The 20879-nt window shown below is 63.5% G+C and carries 19 protein-coding genes and 1 pseudogene; 16 read left to right on the top strand and 4 right to left on the bottom strand.

The genetic code is table 11. The features are described from left to right. Positions 1 to 2: 2 nt before the first annotated feature. Positions 3 to 1028, top strand: a complete 1026-nt coding sequence (locus tag JQ567_RS31905) for a histone deacetylase family protein (protein WP_212442501.1) — start codon at positions 3 to 5, stop codon at positions 1026 to 1028. Here the strand turns inward: JQ567_RS31905 and JQ567_RS31900 are convergent. Continuing rightward, positions 1025 to 4489, bottom strand: coding sequence for an indolepyruvate ferredoxin oxidoreductase family protein (locus JQ567_RS31900; protein ID WP_212442500.1), 3465 nt, complete (start codon positions 4487 to 4489; stop codon positions 1025 to 1027). The two genes, JQ567_RS31905 and JQ567_RS31900, sit on opposite strands and share 4 nt — an antisense overlap. A 157-nt stretch (positions 4490 to 4646) precedes the next feature. On the opposite strand from JQ567_RS31900, the gene JQ567_RS31895 reads away from it, so the two are divergent. Continuing rightward, complete coding sequence (locus JQ567_RS31895) at positions 4647 to 5102, top strand: Lrp/AsnC family transcriptional regulator (protein WP_192734397.1); 456 nt, start codon at positions 4647 to 4649, stop codon at positions 5100 to 5102. A gap of 87 nt (positions 5103 to 5189) precedes the next feature. Continuing rightward, positions 5190 to 5477, top strand: a complete 288-nt coding sequence (locus JQ567_RS31890) for a hypothetical protein (RefSeq protein ID WP_212442499.1) — start codon at positions 5190 to 5192, stop codon at positions 5475 to 5477. Between the two features lie 95 nt (positions 5478 to 5572). On the opposite strand, the gene JQ567_RS31885 is transcribed toward JQ567_RS31890, so the two are convergent. The 3 genes and pseudogenes from JQ567_RS31885 to JQ567_RS31875 all read right to left on the bottom strand — a co-directional run bounded on the left by JQ567_RS31885 (position 5573) and on the right by JQ567_RS31875 (position 9052). Then, positions 5573 to 6079, bottom strand: a complete 507-nt coding sequence (locus JQ567_RS31885) for a tetratricopeptide repeat protein (protein ID WP_312017500.1) — start codon at positions 6077 to 6079, stop codon at positions 5573 to 5575. Positions 6080 to 6201: 122 nt separating this feature from the next. Beyond that, a pseudogene (locus JQ567_RS31880) lies at positions 6202 to 7101 on the bottom strand (Mrp/NBP35 family ATP-binding protein); the annotation flags it as partial. Further along, entirely contained in the window at positions 7064 to 9052 is a 1989-nt protein-coding gene (locus tag JQ567_RS31875; protein WP_249165861.1) for a 4Fe-4S binding protein, read from the bottom strand. The pseudogene JQ567_RS31880 and the gene JQ567_RS31875, both read right to left, overlap by 38 nt. Before the next feature lie 169 nt (positions 9053 to 9221). Between JQ567_RS31875 and JQ567_RS31870 the strand changes: the two genes are divergently transcribed. The 13 genes from JQ567_RS31870 (at position 9222) to JQ567_RS31810 (ending at position 20718) form a co-directional block, all read left to right on the top strand. Continuing rightward, positions 9222 to 9989: a biotin/lipoate--protein ligase family protein gene (locus tag JQ567_RS31870; RefSeq protein WP_249165860.1), complete on the top strand. Its 768-nt coding sequence runs from the start codon at positions 9222 to 9224 to the stop codon at positions 9987 to 9989. A gap of 7 nt (positions 9990 to 9996) precedes the next feature. Beyond that, complete coding sequence (locus JQ567_RS31865; RefSeq protein WP_212442496.1) at positions 9997 to 10572, top strand: DUF6505 family protein; 576 nt, start codon at positions 9997 to 9999, stop codon at positions 10570 to 10572. After that, entirely contained in the window at positions 10569 to 11591 is a 1023-nt protein-coding gene (locus JQ567_RS31860) for a DUF6352 family protein (protein ID WP_212442495.1), read from the top strand. The genes JQ567_RS31865 and JQ567_RS31860 overlap by 4 nt, the downstream gene beginning before the upstream one ends. 25 nt (positions 11592 to 11616) lie before the next feature. After that, a complete protein-coding gene (locus tag JQ567_RS31855) occupies positions 11617 to 12138 on the top strand; it encodes a DUF3305 domain-containing protein (RefSeq protein WP_249165859.1) in 522 nt (173 codons plus the stop codon). Continuing rightward, positions 12135 to 12809 (top strand): DUF3306 domain-containing protein, encoded by a 675-nt coding sequence (locus JQ567_RS31850; RefSeq protein ID WP_212442494.1) that lies wholly within the window; start codon positions 12135 to 12137, stop codon positions 12807 to 12809. Before JQ567_RS31855 ends, JQ567_RS31850 begins: the two co-directional genes overlap by 4 nt. 146 nt (positions 12810 to 12955) lie before the next feature. After that, positions 12956 to 13756: a Cro/CI family transcriptional regulator gene (locus tag JQ567_RS31845; protein ID WP_212442493.1), complete on the top strand. Its 801-nt coding sequence runs from the start codon at positions 12956 to 12958 to the stop codon at positions 13754 to 13756. Between the two features lie 40 nt (positions 13757 to 13796). Then, a complete protein-coding gene (locus JQ567_RS31840; RefSeq protein ID WP_212442492.1) occupies positions 13797 to 14021 on the top strand; it encodes a hypothetical protein in 225 nt (74 codons plus the stop codon). Positions 14022 to 14034: 13 nt separating this feature from the next. Then, complete coding sequence (locus tag JQ567_RS31835; protein WP_212442491.1) at positions 14035 to 17001, top strand: formate dehydrogenase subunit alpha; 2967 nt, start codon at positions 14035 to 14037, stop codon at positions 16999 to 17001. 14 nt (positions 17002 to 17015) lie between these two features. Beyond that, the gene (gene fdh3B / locus JQ567_RS31830; protein WP_192734407.1) at positions 17016 to 17612 is read left to right on the top strand and encodes a formate dehydrogenase FDH3 subunit beta; all 597 of its coding nucleotides are present in this window, start codon (positions 17016 to 17018) and stop codon (positions 17610 to 17612) included. 65 nt (positions 17613 to 17677) lie between these two features. Then, the gene (locus JQ567_RS31825) at positions 17678 to 18688 is read left to right on the top strand and encodes a formate dehydrogenase subunit gamma (protein ID WP_212442490.1); all 1011 of its coding nucleotides are present in this window, start codon (positions 17678 to 17680) and stop codon (positions 18686 to 18688) included. A gap of 34 nt (positions 18689 to 18722) precedes the next feature. Continuing rightward, complete coding sequence (locus tag JQ567_RS31820; RefSeq protein ID WP_212269109.1) at positions 18723 to 18878, top strand: hypothetical protein; 156 nt, start codon at positions 18723 to 18725, stop codon at positions 18876 to 18878. A 12-nt stretch (positions 18879 to 18890) separates the two neighbouring features. After that, positions 18891 to 19289: a gamma-butyrobetaine hydroxylase-like domain-containing protein gene (locus JQ567_RS31815; protein WP_212442489.1), complete on the top strand. Its 399-nt coding sequence runs from the start codon at positions 18891 to 18893 to the stop codon at positions 19287 to 19289. 115 nt (positions 19290 to 19404) lie between these two features. Next, on the top strand, positions 19405 to 20718 hold the full coding sequence (locus JQ567_RS31810; protein WP_212442488.1) for a c-type cytochrome: 1314 nt from the start codon (positions 19405 to 19407) through the stop codon (positions 20716 to 20718). Positions 20719 to 20879 lie beyond the last annotated feature (161 nt).

Here is a 20879-nt window from a genome sequence, read left to right as displayed (position 1 = left end):
GCGTGAAGGCCGTCTACACTGAACTGCACCGCAGCCACGATCCGCAATTCTTTCTGGTGCGCGGCGTCGTCCAGCGCACCACCGAACAGCCCGAACGTGCCGACCGGCTGCTCGCGGGATTGAAGGCCGGCAAGCACGAACTGGTTGCGCCCACGATGTTCGGGCAGGGCCCACGTGCAAGGATTCACAGTCCGGAATATCTCGGCTTTCTCGCCGAAGCCTGGGAGGCCTGGTCCGCGCTCGGCAATGCAGGTCCGGAAATGATCGCCAACATCCATCCGGTGCGCCACGCCGCGACCTACCCGACCCATATCGTCGGCCGGCTCGGCTGGCATACCGCCGATACCGCCGCTCCGATCGGTCCGGGTACCTTTGCTGCGGCTTGCGCGGCAACGGATGTGGCAACGACGGCGGCCCAGCTTGTCCTCGACGGCGAAGACGCGACCTATGCGCTCTGCCGTCCGCCCGGTCATCACGCCTACCGCGATATGGCGGGCGGCTTCTGCTTCTTCAACAACAGCGCGATCGCGGCGGCGCATTTGCGCCAGCGCCACGAACGTGTTGTCGTTCTCGATGTCGATGTCCACCACGGCAACGGCACGCAGGGCATCTTCTACGAACAACCTGACGTGTTTACGGTTTCGATCCATGCCGATCCCACGTCGTATTATCCGTTCGTGTGGGGTTACGCGCACGAGCGCGGCGCGGGTCCGGGTCTCGGCGCCAATCTCAATATTCCCTTGCCGATTGGCACCGGCGATGACGGCTACATAGCGTCGCTTGGCGTTGCAAAGAAAGCGATCGATGCCTTTGCACCCGGCGCGCTGGTCGTGGCGCTCGGTCTCGATGCGTCGGAGCACGATCCGCTCGCGGGGCTCGCCGTGACCACCGCCGGCTTCCGGCGCATCGGCGCCGCCATCGCGCGGCTCGGGCTCCCGACCGTGTTCGTCCAGGAGGGCGGATACCTCTCCGACATTCTCGGCGCCAATCTCACTTCTGTCCTCGCCGGATTTGAAGAAGCCCGTTAGGCCGCGCGGCTTTCGGGCGTTGACGACTTCAGGAGACGGAGCAAATCCTCCGTCTCCTTCTGTACTTTCGCCACGGCTTCCGTCTTCACGGGGCCGTATCCGCGGATATCCATCGGGGCGGCGGCGATCTTGACCAAGCGTTCGATGGTGTCAGGTGAAATCCACGGCGCCAGATCGGTCATCAATTTTTCGTACCAGTCGATCAGGCCGCGCTCCATCTGGCGCTCGTGCGTATGGCCGAACACGTCCAACGCGGTGCCGCGCAGGAATTTGAGCCGCGCCAGAATCCGGAATGGGGTCTGTATCCATTGCCCGAATTGACGCTTGAGCGGCCGGCCGCGGGCGTCCTTTCCGGACGACAGGACCGGTGGCGCGAGATGATATTTGATCGCGAAGTCGCCCTCGAACTCCTGCCGCAGCTTTTCCTGAAACCCGGTTTCCATGTGCAGCCGCGCCACCTCGTACTCGTCCTTGTAGGCCATCAGCTTGAAGAGGGACCGAGCGACGGCGGTCGTTAGCGCCTGCGAGCCGGGTACGTGGCGTTCCTCGGCGGCGCGGACTTGACCGACGAATTTGAGGTAACGATCGGCATAGGCTGCATCCTGATAGGCGGTGAGGAAGTCGACACGGCGAGAGATGACTTGGTCCAGCGTCTCTTCCTTTTTGGTCTGCCCTAAGAGCGACGTCACAAAATCACGATCCGCTGCGGCGAGCCGTCCGCTGGCAAAAGCCTGCTTGTTCTGTTCGATCGCAACGCCATTCAACTCGATGGCGCGCATCAGCGCTTCCAGTGTGACCGGCACCAATCCTTGCTGCCACGCCGCTCCGAGCATGATCACATTGGCAAAAACCGTGTCGCCGAACAGCGCGTCGGATAGCCGGTTCGCGTCAAGACTCCTGAAATTGTCCGATCCAACGACGCGTTCGAGGTGCCGAAGTCTCGCCACCGCCTCCAGGCTGGCATCGCGATTGCGCACGATGTCACCGGTCGGCATCTCGGCCGTGTTGATGACAGCGCGCATGCCCGGTCCATAGGTGCCGGAAGCCTTCGGCGAGGAACTTACCACGATATCGCATCCGATCAGCGCGTTCGCCGCTCCCTGATCGATCCGGACTTGATGGATATCGTCAGGGTTATTCGAGAGCCGGATGAAACTCAGCACCGGACCGAATTTCTGAGCGAAGCCGGTGAAGTCGAGGACCGATGCACCCTTGCCCTCCAGATGCGCCGCCATCGTGATCAATGCGCCGACGGTGATGACGCCGGTGCCGCCGACGCCGGTCACCAGCAGGTTAAACGGGTTTTCCAGTGAAACGAAGTTTGGCTCGGACAGCGCCTTCGCGCGCACCATCGCATCGATGCCGGCTCCCTGTTTCTTGCGGCGGGTCGCGCCTTCAACGGTGACAAAGCTCGGGCAAAAGCCGTTGACGCAGGAAAAATCCTGGTTGCAGGTCGAGAGATTGATCTGGCGCTTGCGGCCGAACGGCGTCTCCTTTGGCTCGACGCTGAGACAGTTGGACTCGACCGAACAATCGCCGCAGCCTTCGCAGACGAGATCATTGATGACGGCGAATTTCTTCAGCTCGGGCGCCTGGCCGCGCTTGCGCTTGCGCCGCCGCTCGGTGGCGCATTCCTGTTCATAGATCAGAACGGATACGCCGGCGATCTGCCGCAGTTCGCGCTGCACGGCATCCAGCTGCGCGCGGGGATGGATCGTTACGCCGTTGGGAAAATCGCTCGCGTGCAATTTGTCGGGCGCGTCGGACACGATCGCAATCCGCGTCACGCCGTTGGCACGAACTTCGTGGGCGATGGCAGTCACGCTGATCGGCCCGTCGACGGGCTGCCCGCCCGTCATCGCGACCGCGTCGTTGAACAGAATCTTGTAGGTGATGTTGGCCTTGGCGGCCACGGCCTGGCGTATCGCCATCGATCCGGAATGGTAATAAGTGCCTTCGCCGAGATTCTGGAACACGTGCTTGCCGCCGGTAAAGCGCGAGGAGGCGATCCAGTTGACGCCTTCGCCGCCCATCTGGATCAGCGAACTCGTGTCGCGATCCATCCAGCTTGCCATGAAATGACAGCCGATGCCGGCCAGCGCCTGCGATCCCTCGGGCACCTTCGTTGACGTGTTGTGCGGACAGCCCGAGCAAAAATAGGGTGTGCGCGTTGCGCCTGATATGTTGATGATCTCCGCACTTGGGCGGAGCAGTTTTTCGGCGCGCGATGTGAGGTCGAGGCCGGGGAAAATCAGGTCAAGCCGCTTGGCGACGATCGGCGCCAGCAGCCGCGGCGACAATTCGCCGACCCAGGGCACCAGCGGGTCATTGTTTTCATCGCTCTTGCCGGCCATGTGCTCCGGCTTGTGGCCGGGATAGTCGTAGAAATATTCCTTGAACTGGCTTTCGATGATGCCGCGCTTTTCCTCGATCACGAGGATCTCGCGCTTCTCCCGGACGAATTCCAGTGCGTCGTGATGTGCCAGCGGCCACACCATCCCGACCTTGTAGATGTCGATGCCAAGCCGCCGGCATTCGGATTCGGTTAAGCCCAGGAGTTGCAAGGCTTCCATCAGGTCGAGATGAGCCTTGCCTGTCGTGACGATGCCATAGGTGGCGTCGGGGATGTCGTAAATCCGGCGATCAATCGGGTTGGCGGCGGCAAAGGCTAGCACCGCGTTCTTCTTGGCTTCCAGCCGCTGCTCGATCTGCGGACCGGGAAGGTCCGGCCAGCGGTAGTGCAGGCCGCCTGCGGGCGGTTCGAATGCCGGCGGGTTGAACAGGCGGCGCGGCGGCAATTCGACCGAGGCGCAGGATTCGACCGTTTCCGAGATCGCTTTGAATCCGACCCACATGCCGGAAAAGCGGCTCAGCGCGTACCCATACTCGCCGAACGAAAGATATTCGGCCACGCTCGACGGACTAAGGGTCGGCATGAACCACGCCATGAAGGCGACGTCCGACTGGTGCGGCATCGATGACGACACGCAGCCATGATCGTCGCCGGCAACGACCAGCACGCCGCCATGCGGCGAGGAGCCGTAGGCGTTGCCGTGCTTCAAGGCATCGCCGGATCGATCGACGCCGGGGCCCTTGCCGTACCAGAGGCCAAACACGCCATCGACTTCGCGCGCCGGGTTGGTTTCGACCTGTTGCGATCCCAGCACGGCGGTGGCGGCGAGGTCTTCGTTGACGGCGGGAAGGAATTCGATGCGCCGTTCGCTCAGGAATTTTTTGGCGCGCCAGAGTTCCAGATCGACGCCGCCGAGCGGCGAGCCGCGATAACCGGAGACGAATCCGGCCGAGTTGATGCCGTCGGCGCGATCGCGGTCGCGCTGGTCGAGCAGGATGCGCACCAGCGCCTGCGTGCCCGTCAGCAGCACACGCCCGGTCTCGCGCGTGTATCGGTCCATCAGGGCGTAATCGTCGAGATCTCTGCCTGTCGTCAGGGTCTGGGTCATGTCGGCCTCCCGCCGTATCAGGTCGGTGAAAGTGTCGACCCGATCGGGTGGAAGAGCTGTTCTAATTGTTCGATATTTCCGTCTGTTATGGTAGAAATTGCCAGGAATAACATATCATTCGGTATGATCTGCCACGGCAGTCCAGGAAAGGTTCATCATGATTGAAGGACAGGATCGACGATTGCTGACCCATCTCCAGAAAGATGGCCGCCGTAGCAACCAGGACCTGGCTGACGATGTCGGCATGTCGTCTTCGGCGTGCTGGCGCCGGGTGCGGGCGCTTGAAGAGTCCGGCGTCATTACCGGCTATGCGGCGCTGGTCGACCGCGAGCGGGCCGGCTTCCTGACCTCAGCCATTCTGCATGTGTCGCTCGATCGCCACGACGCGACCTTCGTCACCCAGTTCGTCGCGCGCGTGAAACGGCGCCCCGAGGTGCTGGAGTGCTTTGCGACGACGGGGGATGCCGACTATCACCTGCGTGTCGTCGTCGCCGACATGGCCGCCTATAACCGGTTTCTCGACGAGTTCATGTTCAAGATTCCGGGCATCCGTCACGTCCGGACCAACGTCATCCTCAAGGAGATCAAGTGCGACGTCGCGCTGCCATTCTGAGAGGGCTTGGGGCCGGGGAACCATCGCTGTCGCAGAACGTTTGTCTTCCGAATTTCGAAAGCCTGTTTTTTCTCACGGGAGAGCAAAATGATTCGTGCTGCCGGAGCAATTCTCGTGGGATCGTTGGTCATTGGACCTGCGGCCGCGCAATCGACGACGCCGTCAAACGAAAAGCCGGAGACCAGTTGCACGACAACGGGGTCCGCGACCTCGGGACACGGCGACGAAAAGACGTCGAATTCGATGGCCGTGGACAAGAGCGCGATCCTGCCCGACGCCGGCGGCGCCGATTCGGCCGCGCCCACCGTGCAGAGCGGCGGCAAGCCCATGGTGGTCCGAAAGGACTGCCCGCCGGACTCCAAACCGAAGGGATGAGCGCATCGACGCGCCCTGCGAATGCTCGTTCTGCCTTTGCTAAAGAGCCGGCGCGAGGATGATGCCGGCCTACCTGTCGTGAGACGTACGTTCGATCAATCGCACTGCTCGTAGCTGGACGATTTGCATTTCTGCGCCTTCTCGCGCGCTTCGGTGACCTGTTGCGGGGTCAGCTCCTTGGTGAGCAAAGCGAGATCCTTCTTGGCCTCGGCATTGCCCTGCGCAGCCGCCACTTCATACCACATGTAGGCACGAACGGTGTCGGGCGATTCCTCGCCGCTGGCCTTGTAGTAGAGGACGCCGAGCAACGTCTGGGCCTGGGGGTTGCCTTGCTTGGCGGCGAGCCGGCTCCACTTGCGCGCTTCCTTTTCGCTCTTGGGAACGCCGAGGCCCATCCTGTGCATCACCGCGACCTTGTACTGCGCGATGGCGTTGCCTTTTTCCGCGAGCGGCCGGAACAGCTTGATCGCCGCCGCATACTGCTTCTTCGCAAACGCGGCCGTGGCTTCCTTCAAGCTGTCGGCATGGGCTGCGGGTCCGTTGGCCGTCAGAGCGAACACGAGGATCGCGGTCATCAATCCCAAATGTCTCAATATGCGCACGAATGGCTCCCTTAAATGCTTTGAAGAAAAAATGATGACTTTCTCGTATCTCGAAAATCGGCGCGGCACAATCGCGTGGCGATCCCGCAGCTTCGGCGCGATGCAATGAAACGCCGTTTCGTTCACTCAATGATAATGCGAGGCGGCGGCCGGCTTGCCGCGCCTGACGTGATCGTGGCCCAGACTTCGCGGGCGATACCGATGTAGTGGCGCGCATGAACGCCGTCCGGTTCGGTCGCGACCACCGGCCGGCCATCGTCTGAGGTCTCGCGAATTTTGATATCGAGCGGTATCTCGCCGAGATACGGAATCCCGCGCCGTTCGGCCTCCTGGCGTGCGCCGCCATGGCCGAAGATCGGCGTGAGCTTCTGGCAGGCCGGGCAGCAGAACGCCGACATGTTTTCGATCAGACCCAGGATCGGGATGTTCACCTTCTCGAACATCGCGATGCCGCGCCGCGCGTCGATCAGCGCGATGTCCTGCGGTGTGGAGACGATCACCGCTCCCGCCAGTGGCGCCTGCTGCGCCATCGTGAGCTGCGCGTCGCCGGTGCCCGGCGGCAGGTCGATGACTAAAATATCGAGATCGCCCCACGCCACCTCACGCAGCAATTGCGTGATCGCCGAGATCACCATCGCCCCGCGCCAGATCATCGCGAGGTCTTCCTCGACCAGAAAGCCGATCGACATCACCTTGACGCCAAACCGCTCCAGCGGCTCCAGCATGCGCGGGCCGACCTGGCGTGGCTTGCCACGCAGCCCGAACAGTTTTGGCTGCGATGGGCCGTAAATATCGGCGTCGAGAATGCCGGCTTTCAGCCCGAGGGCGGCAAAGCCGAGCGCGAGATTGCACGCGGTGGTGGACTTGCCGACGCCGCCCTTGCCGGAGCCGACGGCGATGACGTGCTTGACGCCGGGAATGCCTGAGGCGCGCGACGTCGCGCGGGCTGCAGGGGCAGGCTGGGTGGTGGACACGGCGGGCTCCTTACGATCCAACGGGATCGCCCTTCTTGCCATCGCGCGCGCGCAAATAATCTTCCGTCGACATCACCGGCGGCCGTGGCGGCGCCCCGTGCGGGTCAAAACCCTCATTGACCACGGCCTCGACGCGGCAGTCCGCGCACATCTTGATGACATCGATCCGTTTGGCGTTGGCGCCCTGGAACATCCAGTGCTTCTCGCCGAGCTTGGCGAGCACGCGCTCGATCGAACTCTTGGTGCCGAACGGTTTGCCGCAGGCGATGCAGTTGAACGGTTCTTCCTCCTTCAGAACGCGCAGCGGCGCATTCCATGCCGCAAAATCCAGCCGCGGCTCGAGCGTGATGACTTTTTCGGGGCAGGTCGCTTCGCAAAGCCCGCACTGCACGCACAGGCTCTCGGTGAAGCGCAGCATGGCACGATCGGGATTGTCCGATAGCGCGCCGGTCGGGCAGGCGGTGACGCAGGCGTGACAGAGCGTGCAGCCTTCGACATTGAGATTGACGCCGCCGAACGGCGCGCCCGGCGCAAGCGGGACGCTATCCACCGGCGCGGGTGCCGCGAGGTGAAGTTCGCGAAACGTCGTTTCGAGCACGCTGCGCTTGGCGCCGCGCGGCACGAAGCCGGCCGGCTTTGGTGTCGCGACGCCGCCTGGCGCCGCATCGAGCATCGCGCGCAGCTGGTCCGGATCGTCGGTCTCGAGGATGCGCACGAGGCCTGCGCCGAAGCCGAGCGCGGCAACCACGGTGTCGGATGTCCCGGCGGTCCGGCGCAGTCCGGCAATATCGTGCTTGAGTTTGCCGCGCGTCAGGATCGCGACGCCGCTGCCGCCATAGGCAAACACCGCGGCGATACTCTCCGGTCCGAGCTGCGTCACTTCATTGACGCGCAGCGGCAGCACATGGGCCGGCAGTCCGGCGCCGAACCTTGCCAACGCGTCGATCAGCGCGTCGCCATGCTCGCCGTCGTGAAACAGCACGATCGCGTTGCTGCCGCCGGCCTTGCGATAGGTCTGCAGCAGCGTGCGCAATCGCCGCATCAGCGCGTCTGCACTGGGCAGTGCATATGAAGCCGCACCGGTCGGACACACCGAGGCGCAGGCGCCGCAGCCGGCACATACGTTGGCGTCGATCGCGACGGCCTGTCCGTTCGGCGTGATCGCGCCGGTCGGACAAAGATCAAGGCAGCGCGTGCATCCGGTAATGCCGGAGCGTGAATGGGCGCACAGCGCTTCCTCGAATTGAATGAAGCGCGGCTTGTCGAAAGTGCCGACCAGATTGCCCGCATCCGCAATCGCGCGCTCGACGGCGGCGCGGTCGCGCGGATCGGCGCGCAGATATCCCGGACGCAGTTCGTGCGCGGGAAACAGCGGCGCACCGCCGCTGAGATCGAGGATCAAATCGCAGGTCGACGTCGCGCCATTGCGTGCGGGACCGAACACGAGCTTGGCGCGCGAAGACGGCAGCGGCAGTGCGTAGTCGTCGATCCCAAGCTCAAACGCGCCAAGATGACCGCGCGCGTTGCGGATCGTGCCCTTGAGCACCGGAAACTCGTTGCTTCGGCGCGGGACGACGTCGCCGGGCTTGCTGAGCAGCACGGTGATATCGAGACGCTCGGCGAGGCGCTGCGCGGCTTCGATGGCGACTTCGTCGCGTCCATAGATCAGCGCGACGCCGCTGCTCTCCAGCGTCACCAGCGAAATCGGCGGCATGTCTTCCTGCGCGGCCGCGATCAGGGCCGCAGCTTTCGGACCGGCCGCCGCCGCATCATTCGACCAGCCGCCGGCTTCGCGGATGTTGGCAAAGGTGAGCTGGGCTTGCGGGAAATCTTCGGCGACTTCGCGGAACAGCGGCGCTTCCTGCGTGCAGGCCACCGTGATCGGCGCGCCGTCGGCAAGCGCTTGCTTGAACCGGTCGAGTTCTAGGCCGCAGAGCTGGTTGGCTTGCGTGATCTTTCCGGCGCAGCCACGGTTGATCGCCGCCACGTCGAGCGGCATGGTCTTCTCGCAACTGCAAATCAGAAGATGAGACGCCACCGTAGCCATCGTTAACTTCCTGAACCGGCGCGCATATCACGGTTCGTTTTCTGGTTCCGCTCGCGTTGCGAACCCAAGGGGGATAGCATACACGGGCGGATTGCAAAGCAATTTAGCACAGCAACGCAGGATGAGCCTTTCGATGATGTCGCGGCGCGGGGAAGTGGATCAGGCACCCGATCTGCCCCCCGGTTATACTTTGGTCGCGTTACGCGAACTAGGCGATGCGTTTGCCCATGGATGCGAAATCGCGGCCGAAGCGGGTGCCGGAACGCTGGTCTGGGTGCGGCGCTACGACCTGGTCGAATTCGCCGTGGTGCTCGAACCCGACGAACCCTTGAACTCGGCGCGCCGGGCGTTGTTCGCCGGCATGAACGCGCTGGCGGACGCCATCGCGGCCCATTGCCCGCCCGAACGGGATGTAAGTTTCGCCTGGCCTGATGCAATCAGGTTCGACGCCGGATTGCTGGGCGGCGCGCGGCTTGGCTGGCCCGCCGAGTGCGCGGAGACTGACGTGCCAAACTGGCTGGTATTCGGCGTGATCCTGCGCGCCGCCGACATGGTGCATCTCGACGAGGTGCAGGCCGCGGCCGGCGTCTCGATGCTGGGCGCGGGCTTTGAGATGGTCGATACCGACGCGATCATCGGCAGCTTCGCCCGCCATCTGATGACCGCGTTCGACCGCTGGAACGAGCGCGGTTTTGACGCCATCGCCAGGGATTATCTGGAGCGGCTTCCGAGGCGCAAGGCCGGTGAGATCAGGGCCATCGACGTCAATGGCGATCTGCTGGTCAAACTGCCCGCCGGCAGCGGGCCGCCCGATCGATCCAGCCTCGTGGATGCGCTGGCGAAAGCGGACTGGTATGATCCGCAATCGCGCGGTCCGAAGTTCGGATGAGGCTGACATGCTGAAGCTGCCGCGAACCATCAGGCTCGACCCATCGGACACGTTCGTATTCGAGCGTGCCGCGGAACCCGGGGAATGGGCGGTTTCCGGCGCGTTCGTGTTCTGGAACCAGGATCCGGCGGCGCTGGCGCAGAAGCGGCGCGTGGCGCTGCGTTCCGGATTTCTCGGGATCGAAAGTCTGGGCTGGTCGACGCTTGCGATCGTGACCGAGGCGACGGAAGCGGAGCGGCAAGCCGCGGTCGATCGGCTTGCAGCGCAATTGCTGGAAAAATTCGGCGCGCCGGATCTTAAAGCCGCGCGCGGCGCCGCCGAAGAAGAGGTCGCGTTTGCGGCCTCGCTGTGCGATCACCCGGCGCAGACCTTGCTCGCCGTGCAACGCAGCATCGAGGATGGTGAAATCCGCGAGCGCTTTCGCACCCTCAAGCCGCGCGAAGCCGCAGGCGATGCCGACCGGTTGCACGCGCATGCCAGCGCCTTTACCTTTCATGAGGTCGAAGGCGACGATGAACCCGCCGAGGAGGTCGATCTGCTGGGATTGATGGGAACTGAACAGAAAACCGGAAATCGCAAATGAGAGAATTCTGGGTAGCGTCCGGCCATCATCTGACGCGGCGCGCCGATCACGGCGGGTTGATCGCGACGCCCGAACTGATCATGGCCTATCTGGCGCGGCCCGAATTGATGCCGCCGGAGGACGCCTGCGAGGCCGAGCGGAACCTGCACGCGGGCCTGTTGGCCGATCCGCTCCGTTCGGTTTCGAAAGCCGAGATCGCCGCGCTCGCCGATCCCGATGCGCGCGAGAACTGGACCTTTATGATGAATTTTCGCGACCGGCTGGTCGCGGCTCCGTCACTCGAGGCGGTCTATATCAACCTGGCCCGCAATGGCGCCGGCGACCTGCCGCCGATCTTCGTGTCGCAGCTTTGCCATCTGATCCTGCGCAACGCGCTCGAGGGCTGCGACGATCCTTATATGCTGCGCGCGGCCGAACTGTTCTATCGCGGCCAGCAGGCGGCGTTGCACGAGGGCACGCTGCTGCTTGCGGACGCCGAAATCGTCGAGGCGCAGCAACAGGCCGAACATGACCTGCATGCGTCGCCGCTCACGGCGATGCTGGCGCCGCCAAAGGCGTTCGGCGAGATGGATGTGATGGACGACGAGAACGCCTGGACCTATTGGTCGCGTTCGGATGCGCATGCGATGGTCATGAACATCGGTGGCAATCCGAAGGCGCGCGCCGGGCTTTGCCGGGTGATCGAACGATGGATCGCCCATCTGCTCGGCGTTGCCGTCAGCGTCGAGACGGTTCCCAGTATCGAAGACCGCGACTGGCGCTGGTTTGTCGGTCTCGACAGCGAGGGCACTAAAATCGGCAATGCGCTGTGGAACGGCACTGGGGTCGACGCCAACGCCGCCGAGCGAATCGTCGCGCTGATGCGCCTGACCATCGCGGATACGCGGCTGGTGGATGAACGCGTCGGCAGCAAACCGGTTTACCTTATCCTGGCGATGGGCGCGGACAAGGTCGTGCGCCTGAAGCCGCAAAATCTGGTCGCCGGGCTGCCGCTCGCGCCAAAGGCGAATGTGGCATGATCGGCCGGTGCACGGAGGATCGCGCATGGCGATGACCGAGGCATCCCGCGAAGTGGGTGTGGTGGTGCGGCGAAGCGCCGTCGATAATCCATGGATCGATCATGTCTGGTCGCCGGCGATGGTGCTCGACGAGGTGCCGGCAACCGCGCCATGGACCGTGCTGTCCACTGAACCGGATGCGACGATGTATTACGCAGGCGCCGCCAGCATCGACCTGTTCAGTTCCGACACCGCCAATTACCGCGACAATCTCGCCGACGGCGAACCGCGCATCTGGGTCGCGCTGCGGCGGCAGGCCGGCGGATCCGAACTCGAGTTGACAAAAGTCACGGCTGATCCGACCGAAGGGGAGGCGATCTTCGAAAGCGGTTGCGACGTCATCGGCACGGTTCCGATGTCTCCGGAGATCGCGGCCTGGATCGCCGCCTTTGTCGATGAGTTTCATGTCGAGCGGGTGTTCCACAAACGCAAGCGCGATCGTGCCGGCGGTGACCGCCCGCCTGGTCCAAAGGATCGCGGCCCGGACGAAGGGACAGGGCGCGCATGAGTGGTTCGGACCAGGACGACGACAAGGGCTTTTTGGCGCGATGGTCGCAGCGCAAGCAGGAGGCCAAGCAGCCCGAGCGCGAAGCGCCCGATGCCGATGCCGAAGTCGCTGCTGCTCCGGCGACCGAGGCCGAGGCTGCGCCGGAGTTCGATCTCTCCAGTCTGCCATCGCTCGAAGAATTGACGTCGGAGACGGACATCACCGGCTTTCTGCGCAAGGGCGTTCCCGAACACTTGCGCAATGCGGCTTTGAGAAAATCCTGGGCGCTGGATCCCGCGATCCGCAACTACGTCAATCCCGCGCTCGACTACGCCTATGACTGGAACACGCCGGGCGGCGTGCCGGGCAACAGCGAACTCGGCGCGGGCATCGATATCGCACGGATGGTCACCCAGATCATGGGCACCGGCGAAACGCCGGCCGAGCCGCCGGTTGCCGCCGAGGTCCCGACGGAGATCGCGAACGACCCTGAATCTTCCGGCCAGAAGCCGGACCTGCCGGAACAACCGCTGCGATTGAGCGGCCAGCCGGCGCCGATCGAGCCGAATCCGGTGAGGGACGACGCGGGAGCCAGCCTCGAACCAGGGCAGGAATCGATCTCCCAGGCCTCCGGTTCTGCTGCACCGCAACAGCCGGTGCGACGCCATGGCTCGGCAAAACCTCTTGTTTAGACAAAAGTTTTCGAGACATAGGCAAAGCCTATGATACAAATTTAGGACTGGAATAATTCCAGTTCTAATTTGTATGCCCGATTAAGAGGCATCGGACACGGGACACGGGACACTGGGCGTGAGGCTGGGGAGAAGTCGGGTTCACCATGCGTGACGCCGGACTGGAACAGGCAATCAGGGCAGCGGGTGGCGTCGCGTCGTTAGCGCGAGCGATCGGTATTGCGCAGCCTTCGGTTTCATCATGGTCGCGGATTCCCGCCGAGCGGGTTCTCGCGGTCGAGGCTTTGACGCGCGTCGAGCGCTCCGTGCTTCGCCCCGATCTCTACGGATCATCCGAGGCTCAGGTGTCATCCAACGTGTCAGCGAAACCGGAAATCGACGAGATCGATCAGCTGCGAGCCGCGGAATACGGCTTGCTGTCACTGCTGCTCGGCAAGGCGCCGGACGCGGGCACGCTCGCGCGCGTCGCGCAACTGAAGGGCGACGCCTCCGATCTCGGCATGGCGCATCTCGAACTCGCCGCGGCCGCGTCAGCTGTGGACGACCGCGCCGCCAGCAAGGAATTCTTCGATCTGTTCATCGGGCTCGGGCGCGGCGAGCTGCTGCCCTATGCCTCCTATTACCTGACCGGCTTCCTGCACGAGCGCCCGCTGGCGCGTGTGCGCGAAGATCTGGACCTGCTCGGCATCGAGCGTGCGGGCCCTTCGCGCGAGCCGGAAGATCACATCGCGATTCTTCTTGAGGTGATGGCAGGACTGGCGCGTGGCGACTTTGAGGCTCAATTCGCCGAACAGGCGCGCTTCTTCGACCGGCATCTCAAGCCGTGGGCGGCGCGGATGTTCGCCGATCTGGAGATGTCCGGGACCGCCAAATTCTATCGTGCCGTCGGCCGCGTCGGCCGCGTGTTTATGGAACTGGAAGCCGAGGCCTTCACGCTGTCCGAGTGACGCGCAAAGGCAATCGAAGTTTGAAGTGGAGGAGACCGCGATGAGCAAACCATCCGACAAGGCGCCGGCCGACAAGCCGCTCGATGCCAAGGGGCTCGATCGCCGCCGGTTGTTCATGATGGGCGGATCGGCAGTCGCTGCAGCAGCCGTCGTGCCGCTGGCGGGCGGCGAGGCGGTCGCGGACGAGCCGCAGGCCGAGCGCGTCAAGGCCCGGTACAAGGAAACCGATCACGTCAAGAATTTCTACCGCGTCAACCGCTATTGATGGGACCACGCACATGTTGATGAAGCGAAAAGACGGATCCGCAGGCAAGGCGCGTTTGCAAGGTATCGCCGCCGGCCTGGCTTCGGGAGTTCTCGACCGCCGCACGTTCCTGCGTCGGTCGGGCCTCGCCGCAGGCGCGGGCGCGGCACTTGGTTTGATGCCGCTCGGCTCGGTGCGCAAGGCGCAGGCGGGACCGGAGAAGGTCGGCGCGCCGACGGAAATCAGAAAGAATATCTGCACGCATTGCTCGGTCGGCTGCACCGTGATCGCCGAAGTCCAGAACGGCGTCTGGGTCGGCCAGGAGCCAGCTTGGGACAGTCCGCTCAACCGCGGATCGCATTGCGCCAAGGGCGCGTCGGTGCGCGAGCTGGTGCATGGCGACCGCCGCCTGAAATATCCGATGAAGCTGGTCAATGGCGAATGGCAGAAAGTGTCGTGGGATCAGGCCATCAACGAGATCGGCGACAAGATGCTCGAGATCCGTGCCAAGTCCGGTGCCGACTCGGTCTATCTGCTGGGTTCCGCGAAATTCTCCAATGAAGGCGGCTACCTGTTCCGCAAGTTCGCGGCGTTCTGGGGCACCAACTCGATCGATCACCAGGCGCGCATCTGTCACTCGACCACGGTCGCGGGTGTTGCCAACACCTGGGGCTACGGCGCGATGACCAACTCCTACAACGACATCAGAAACTCGAAGACCATCGTCTTCATGGGATCGAATGCCGCCGAAGCGCACCCGGTGTCGCTGCAGCACGTCCTCACCGGCAAGGAAATCAACCGCGCCAACGTGTTCGTGCTCGATCCGCGCTTCACGCGCACCGCAGCCCACGCCACCGAATATGTCCGGTTCCGTGGCGGCACCGACATCGCGGTGATCTGGGGCATGCTGCACCACATCTTCAACAATGGCTGGGAAGACAAGGAATTCATCAAGCAGCGCGTCTACGGCATGGACCAGATCCGCGCTGAAGTCGCCAAGTGGACGCCGGAAGAGGTCGAGCGCGTGTCGGGGATACCCGGCGAGCAACTGAAGAAGGTCGCCGAGACCTTTGCCAAGCAGCGGCCATCGACCTTCATCTGGTGCATGGGCGGCACTCAGCACACGGTCGGCACCGCCAACGTCCGGGCGTATTGCAACCTGCTGCTGGCGACCGGCAATGTCGGCACCTTCGGTGGCGGCGCCAACATCTTCCGCGGCCACTGCAACGTACAGGGTGCGACCGACATCGGTCTCGATATCACGTCGTTGCCGCTCTATTACGGTCTGGTCGAAGGTGCCTGGAAACACTGGGCGCGTGTATGGGAAGTCGATTATGATTACTTCCAGTCCCGCTTCGACGAAGTGCCGGCCAAGGCCGGCCGTCCGGCCCGTACCCGCAAGCAGAACATGGAACTGCCAGGTATCCCGTGGACCCGCTGGTTCGATGCGACGCTCGCCAATCCCGACGACGTCGATCAACGCGACAGCGTGAAGGGCGTGGTGATCATGGGGCACGGCGGCAATACCGTGCCGCGCATGACGGAGATGGTGAAGGGCCTCGAAAAACTCGAATTGCTCGTCGTCGCCGATCCGCATCCGACCACATTCGCCGCGATCTCCGAGCGCAAGAACGGCACCTATCTCTTGCCGGCCTGCACCCAGTTCGAGACTTCGGGCTCGCGCACGGCTTCCAACCGCTCGCTGCAGTGGGGCGAGCAGATCGTCAAGCCGATCTTCGAATCGAAGGACGACTACGAGATCATCTACCTGCTTTCCAAGAAGCTCGGCTTCGCCGATCCGATGTTCAAGAACCTCAAGGTGGAAAACAACCGGCCGTCGCCGGAAGAGCTGCTGCGCGAAATCAACCGCGGCGGATTCTCGACCGGCTATTCCGGCCAGTCGCCGGAGCGGCTGAAGGCGCACATGAAGAACCAGGGCAAGTTCGACCTGGTGACGTTGCGCGCCAAGGCTGACGAGCCTGAAATCGGCGGCGATTACTACGGTCTGCCGTGGCCGTGCTGGGGCACGCCGCAGATCAGGCACCCGGGAACGCACACGCTCTACAACACCAACCTTCATGTGAAGGATGGCGGCGGGACGTTCCGGGCGCGGTTCGGCGTGGTCTATGAAGAGAAGCAGCCGGACGGTTCGGTGAAGAGCGTCAACATGCTGTCCGAAGGCTCTTATAGCAAGGGCTCGGAACTCACCGACGGCTATCCGGAGTTCACCTACGGCGTGCTGAAGAAGCTCGGCTGGGACAAGGACCTCACCGAAGCGGAGCTGGCCACCATCAACAAGATCGGCGGCAACAATCCCGACGGCGTCGGCTGGGCGGTCGATCTTTCGGGTGGCATCATCCGCGTCACGCTCGAGCATGGCGTGATGGCCTATGGCAACGGCAAGGCCCGCGCGGTGGCGTGGAATCTGCCCGACCCCGTGCCGGTCCATCGCGAGCCGATCTACACCTCTCGCCCCGAACTCGTCGCCAAATACCCGACGCGTCCGGACGGCCGTCAGTTCCGCATGGCCAATCTCGGTTTCTCGATTCAGAAGGCGGCGGTGGACAAGGGGCTTGCCAAGCAATTCCCGATCATCCTCACGTCAGGTCGTCTGGTCGAGTATGAAGGCGGCGGCGAGGAAACCCGCTCGAACCGCTGGCTGGCCGAGTTGCAGCAGGACATGTTCGTCGAGGTCAACACATCAGATGCTGCCGAGCGCGGCATCAAGGACGGCGGCTGGGTCTGGGTCTACGGCCCGGAAAACAGCTCGAAGGCGCGCGTCAAGGCGCTCGTCACCGACCGCGTCGGCAAGGGCGTCGCGTTCATGCCGTTCCACTTCTCGGGCTGGTTCCAGGGTGTCGACCAGCGCAGCAAATATCCGAAGGGCAGCGATCCGATCGTGCTCGGCGAAAGCGTGAACGCGATCACAAGCTACGGCTACGATCCGGTCACCGGTATGCACGAGGGCAAGGTGACCCTGTGCCAGATTCAATCGGCGTGAGGGGAGAATAGATCATGGCTCGCGTCAAATTTCTCTGTGATGCCGACCGTTGCATTGAATGCAATGCCTGCGTGACGGCCTGCAAGAACGAACATGAAGTGCCGTGGGGCATCAATCGCCGCCGCGTCGTCACCATCAATGACGGCAAGCCCGGCGAACGCTCGGTGTCGATGGCCTGCATGCATTGCACCGATGCGCCATGCGCCGCGGTCTGTCCGGTGTCGTGCTTCTACACCACCGCCGACGGCGTGGTGCTCCACTCCAAGGACCTGTGCATCGGCTGCGGCTACTGCTTCTACGCGTGCCCGTTCGGCGCGCCGCAATATCCGAAGGTCGGCAATTTCGGCTCGCGCGGCAAGATGGACAAGTGCACCTATTGCGCAGGCGGGCCGGAAGCGGACTCCAGCCCGGCCGAATACGCCAAATACGGCGCCAATCGCCTGGCCGAAGGCAAGCTGCCGATTTGCGCCGAGATGTGCTCGACCAAGTCGCTGCTCGCGGGCGACGGCGCCATCATCGCCGAAATCTACAAGGAGCGCGTGATGAAGCGCGGTTACGGTTCGGGCATGTGGGGCTGGAAAACGGCTTACGCGGATTCACCGACCGGCTGATGCCTTGGCCGTCGCGCGGCGCGCGGCGGCAAACATGTCACGAGAAACGGGAAGGTCACGGGCCTATGCCAAGCTCTCTTTCACACCTCCGGGCGCTATGCGCCGCCATCGCGCTGCTGTTTGTGTTCGCGCATCCCGCTGCCGCGCAGCTGACGTTCAAGCCGACCGCCGAAGCGGTTCAGGAAGACAAACTCCTGAACGCGCTGAAGGAGGGCGACAAGATCACCGGGCGGATATCGATCCCGGATACCATGGCCTCCAGCCTGATCCAGCCCGCGGGCCGGGACTGGCGCGATTTTCAACGCAGCAAGCTGCCGATCATCGGCGGCGTCGCCATCCTTGGAATGATCGTGCTGCTGGCGATCTTCCTGATGGTGCGCGGCCGGATTCGCGTCGACCACGGTTTTTCCGGCACCAAGATCCTGCGTTTTGCGAGCTTCGAACGCTTCACCCATTGGCTGACGGCGAGCTGCTTCATCGTGCTGGCGCTGTCGGGCCTCAACATCAGCTTCGGGCGGGTCCTGATCATGCCGCTGTTCGGCGCCCAGGCATTTGCGACGATGTCGGGCTGGGCCAAAATCGCGCACGATTATCTGGCGTTTCCGTTCATGCTTGGCCTCGCGATCATGTTCCTGATCTGGATCAAGGATAACATTCCCGGGAAGCTTGACTGGCAATGGCTGAAACAGGGCGGCGGCATCCTGCCCAACGGCAAACATCCGCCGGCCAAACGCTTCAATGCCGGACAGAAAGGCATTTTCTGGATCGTGATCATCGGCGGCGTGCTGATGTCGGTGTCGGGCTGGTACCTGCTGTTCCCCTATCTTCCGGGCAATGTCACGGCGTTGCAGTTCTGGACGGTGATCCACGCCGTGATCGCGATGCTCTTCATCGCGGCCATGCTGGCCCACATCTATATCGGTTCGGTCGGGATGGAGGGCGCGTTCGATGCGATGGGCACCGGCGAGGTCGATCTCAACTGGGCCAAGGAGCATCACGCGCTCTGGGTCGCGGAAGAGCAGGCCAAGGGCCGCGCGCCGTCGGGAGATGGCACGCACGCCGTGGCGGCCGAATGACGATGCGAGTACAGAGCAGTTCGAGGGAAATACGATGAAGAGCTTTCTGGCGGCCCTGGCGTTTGCGGCGATCGCCGCGTTCTGTGTGTCGTCCGTGCTCGACACCATTCAGCAATCGAGTTCGGTTGCCTACACCACCACCGGGGCGAGGGTCGGCGATCCCGGTAAAAATCTGATCGGGCCGAACTGATTTTTGGTTCGGATGTTGAACGCGCCCAAGGAAGTTAAGGCAGTTGCGGCGTGGCCGGTGGAAATCCGGCTGGTGAAGGACCGCCGCGCCCTTCACGTCACCTTTGACGACGGTGCGGATTTCAACCTGTCGGCCGAACTGCTCCGGGTGACCAGTCCGTCCGCCGAGGTGCAGGGGCATTCCGAAGCGCAACGCAAGACGGTCGGCGGCAAGCGCAACGTGACCATTCTCTCCGTCGATCCCGTCGGCAATTACGCCGTGCGGCTCGGCTTCGACGACATGCACAATACCGGCATCTACTCCTGGGCGTTCCTGCACGATCTCGGCATCAACGCCGAGCGGCGTTTTCAGGATTATCTCGACGAACTCCAGGCCAAGGCCCTCGACCGCGACAAACCGGGCATGCGCTGATAGCGTTTTCGAGCGAAGTGGGTACCGGTTCGCGTAAAGTAAACGCGTCAAAACAAAGAACAGCCTTCTCTCTCTGCCTTGACGGCGACACGAACGGACGAAACGATCGCCGCGAATGCTCCGTGCTCACACCATCCGCCGCCTCGTAGCGCTGATCTGGACCGCTTTGCTGGTCCTGCCGGCTCTTGAAACCAGCGCCGCTCACGCGCAGTTGCGCGGCCATGGCGGGCCGGTGCGGGCCTTGGCGATTTCGCCCGATGGTGCGAGCGCCATTTCAGGCAGCTTCGATTCAACCGCGATCCGCTGGTCGCTGACATCAAATGCGGCCGAGCAGGTGCTTCGTTTCCACGCCGACGCCGTCAATGCGGTGGCGTTGCTCCGGGATGGTCGGGCCGCGACGGCGGGTGCCGACGGCCGCATTGCGATCTGGACCCCCGGCAACACCCGGCCCGACGCAGTTCTGGAAGGCCATACCGCGCCGATCTCAGCCCTTGCGGTTTCTCCCGATGGCGCAACATTGGCCTCCGTGTCTTGGGATCAAACGGTGCGCCTGTGGCCGCTCGCTGGCGGCGCGCCGCGCGTGCTGGAAGGGCATAGCCAGAACGTCAACGGCGTCGCCTTCGCGCCCGACGGCCGGACGCTGGTCAGCGTCAGCTATGATCAGAGCGTTCGCATCTGGCCGCTGGCGGGCACGTCGCCGCCATCGGTCATTGCGATGCCGACCCCGCTCAACGCCGTCGCGATTGGCCGTGATGGCGAAATCGCGGCCGGAGGCGCCGACGGCAGACTGTATTTTCTGGGCAGCGACGGTGCGCACGCGGGTGAGGTTGAAGCCGGGCCCAGGCCCGTGATCTCGATGGCGATCTCGCCCGACGGTGCGTGGGTCGCGGCCGCCGGTATTGGCGGCGCGGTCGCGGTGATCGATCGCAAGACGCGCAATCTCGCGCACACATTGGTAGGTCCGGGGCTGCCGGTCTGGTCGGTGGCGTTTCTGCCTGACAGTCGCACGCTGCTCACCGGCGGTGCTGATAGCACCATCCGCCGCTGGAACGCGGTGACCGGAGATCCCGTCGATCCCTTGCTGTTTGAACACACGGCAGACCCGCTGGCCGCGTATGCCGGCGACCGCGGCGCGGATATTTTTCGTGCCTGCGTCGCCTGCCACACGCTCGGCGCTGATCAGGCCAACCGGGCAGGGCCGACGCTGGCCGGCCTGTTCGGCCGGCGCATCGCGACCTTGCCGGGGTATGATTTTTCCGACGCGCTCAAGCGGCTCGATATCGTCTGGACGCCGGAGACGGTTTCCAGATTGTTCGAGGTCGGGCCTGCGGCCTACACGCCGGGCACCAAGATGCCCGAGCAGCGCATCGGCTCCGAACAGGACCGTGCCGCCTTGGTACAGTTCCTGGAGCGCGCCACGAAGCGCTAGAGCATGATCCGGAAAAGTGGGAACCGGTTTTCCCTCGCGACAAACGCGCAGCGTTTGCGCGGAGATCATGCTCAAACAAATGGCTAGAGCGGGATGAATTTAGGTTGAGGCGTATCCGGCGTTTTCGAAGTAGTTGGCACATTCGTTTGGCATGAAGGCTG

Source organism: Bradyrhizobium sp. AUGA SZCCT0431, from assembly GCF_018131065.1.
GTDB lineage: Bacteria > Pseudomonadota > Alphaproteobacteria > Rhizobiales > Xanthobacteraceae > Bradyrhizobium.
This window is presented reverse-complemented; position numbering and strand designations above follow the sequence as displayed.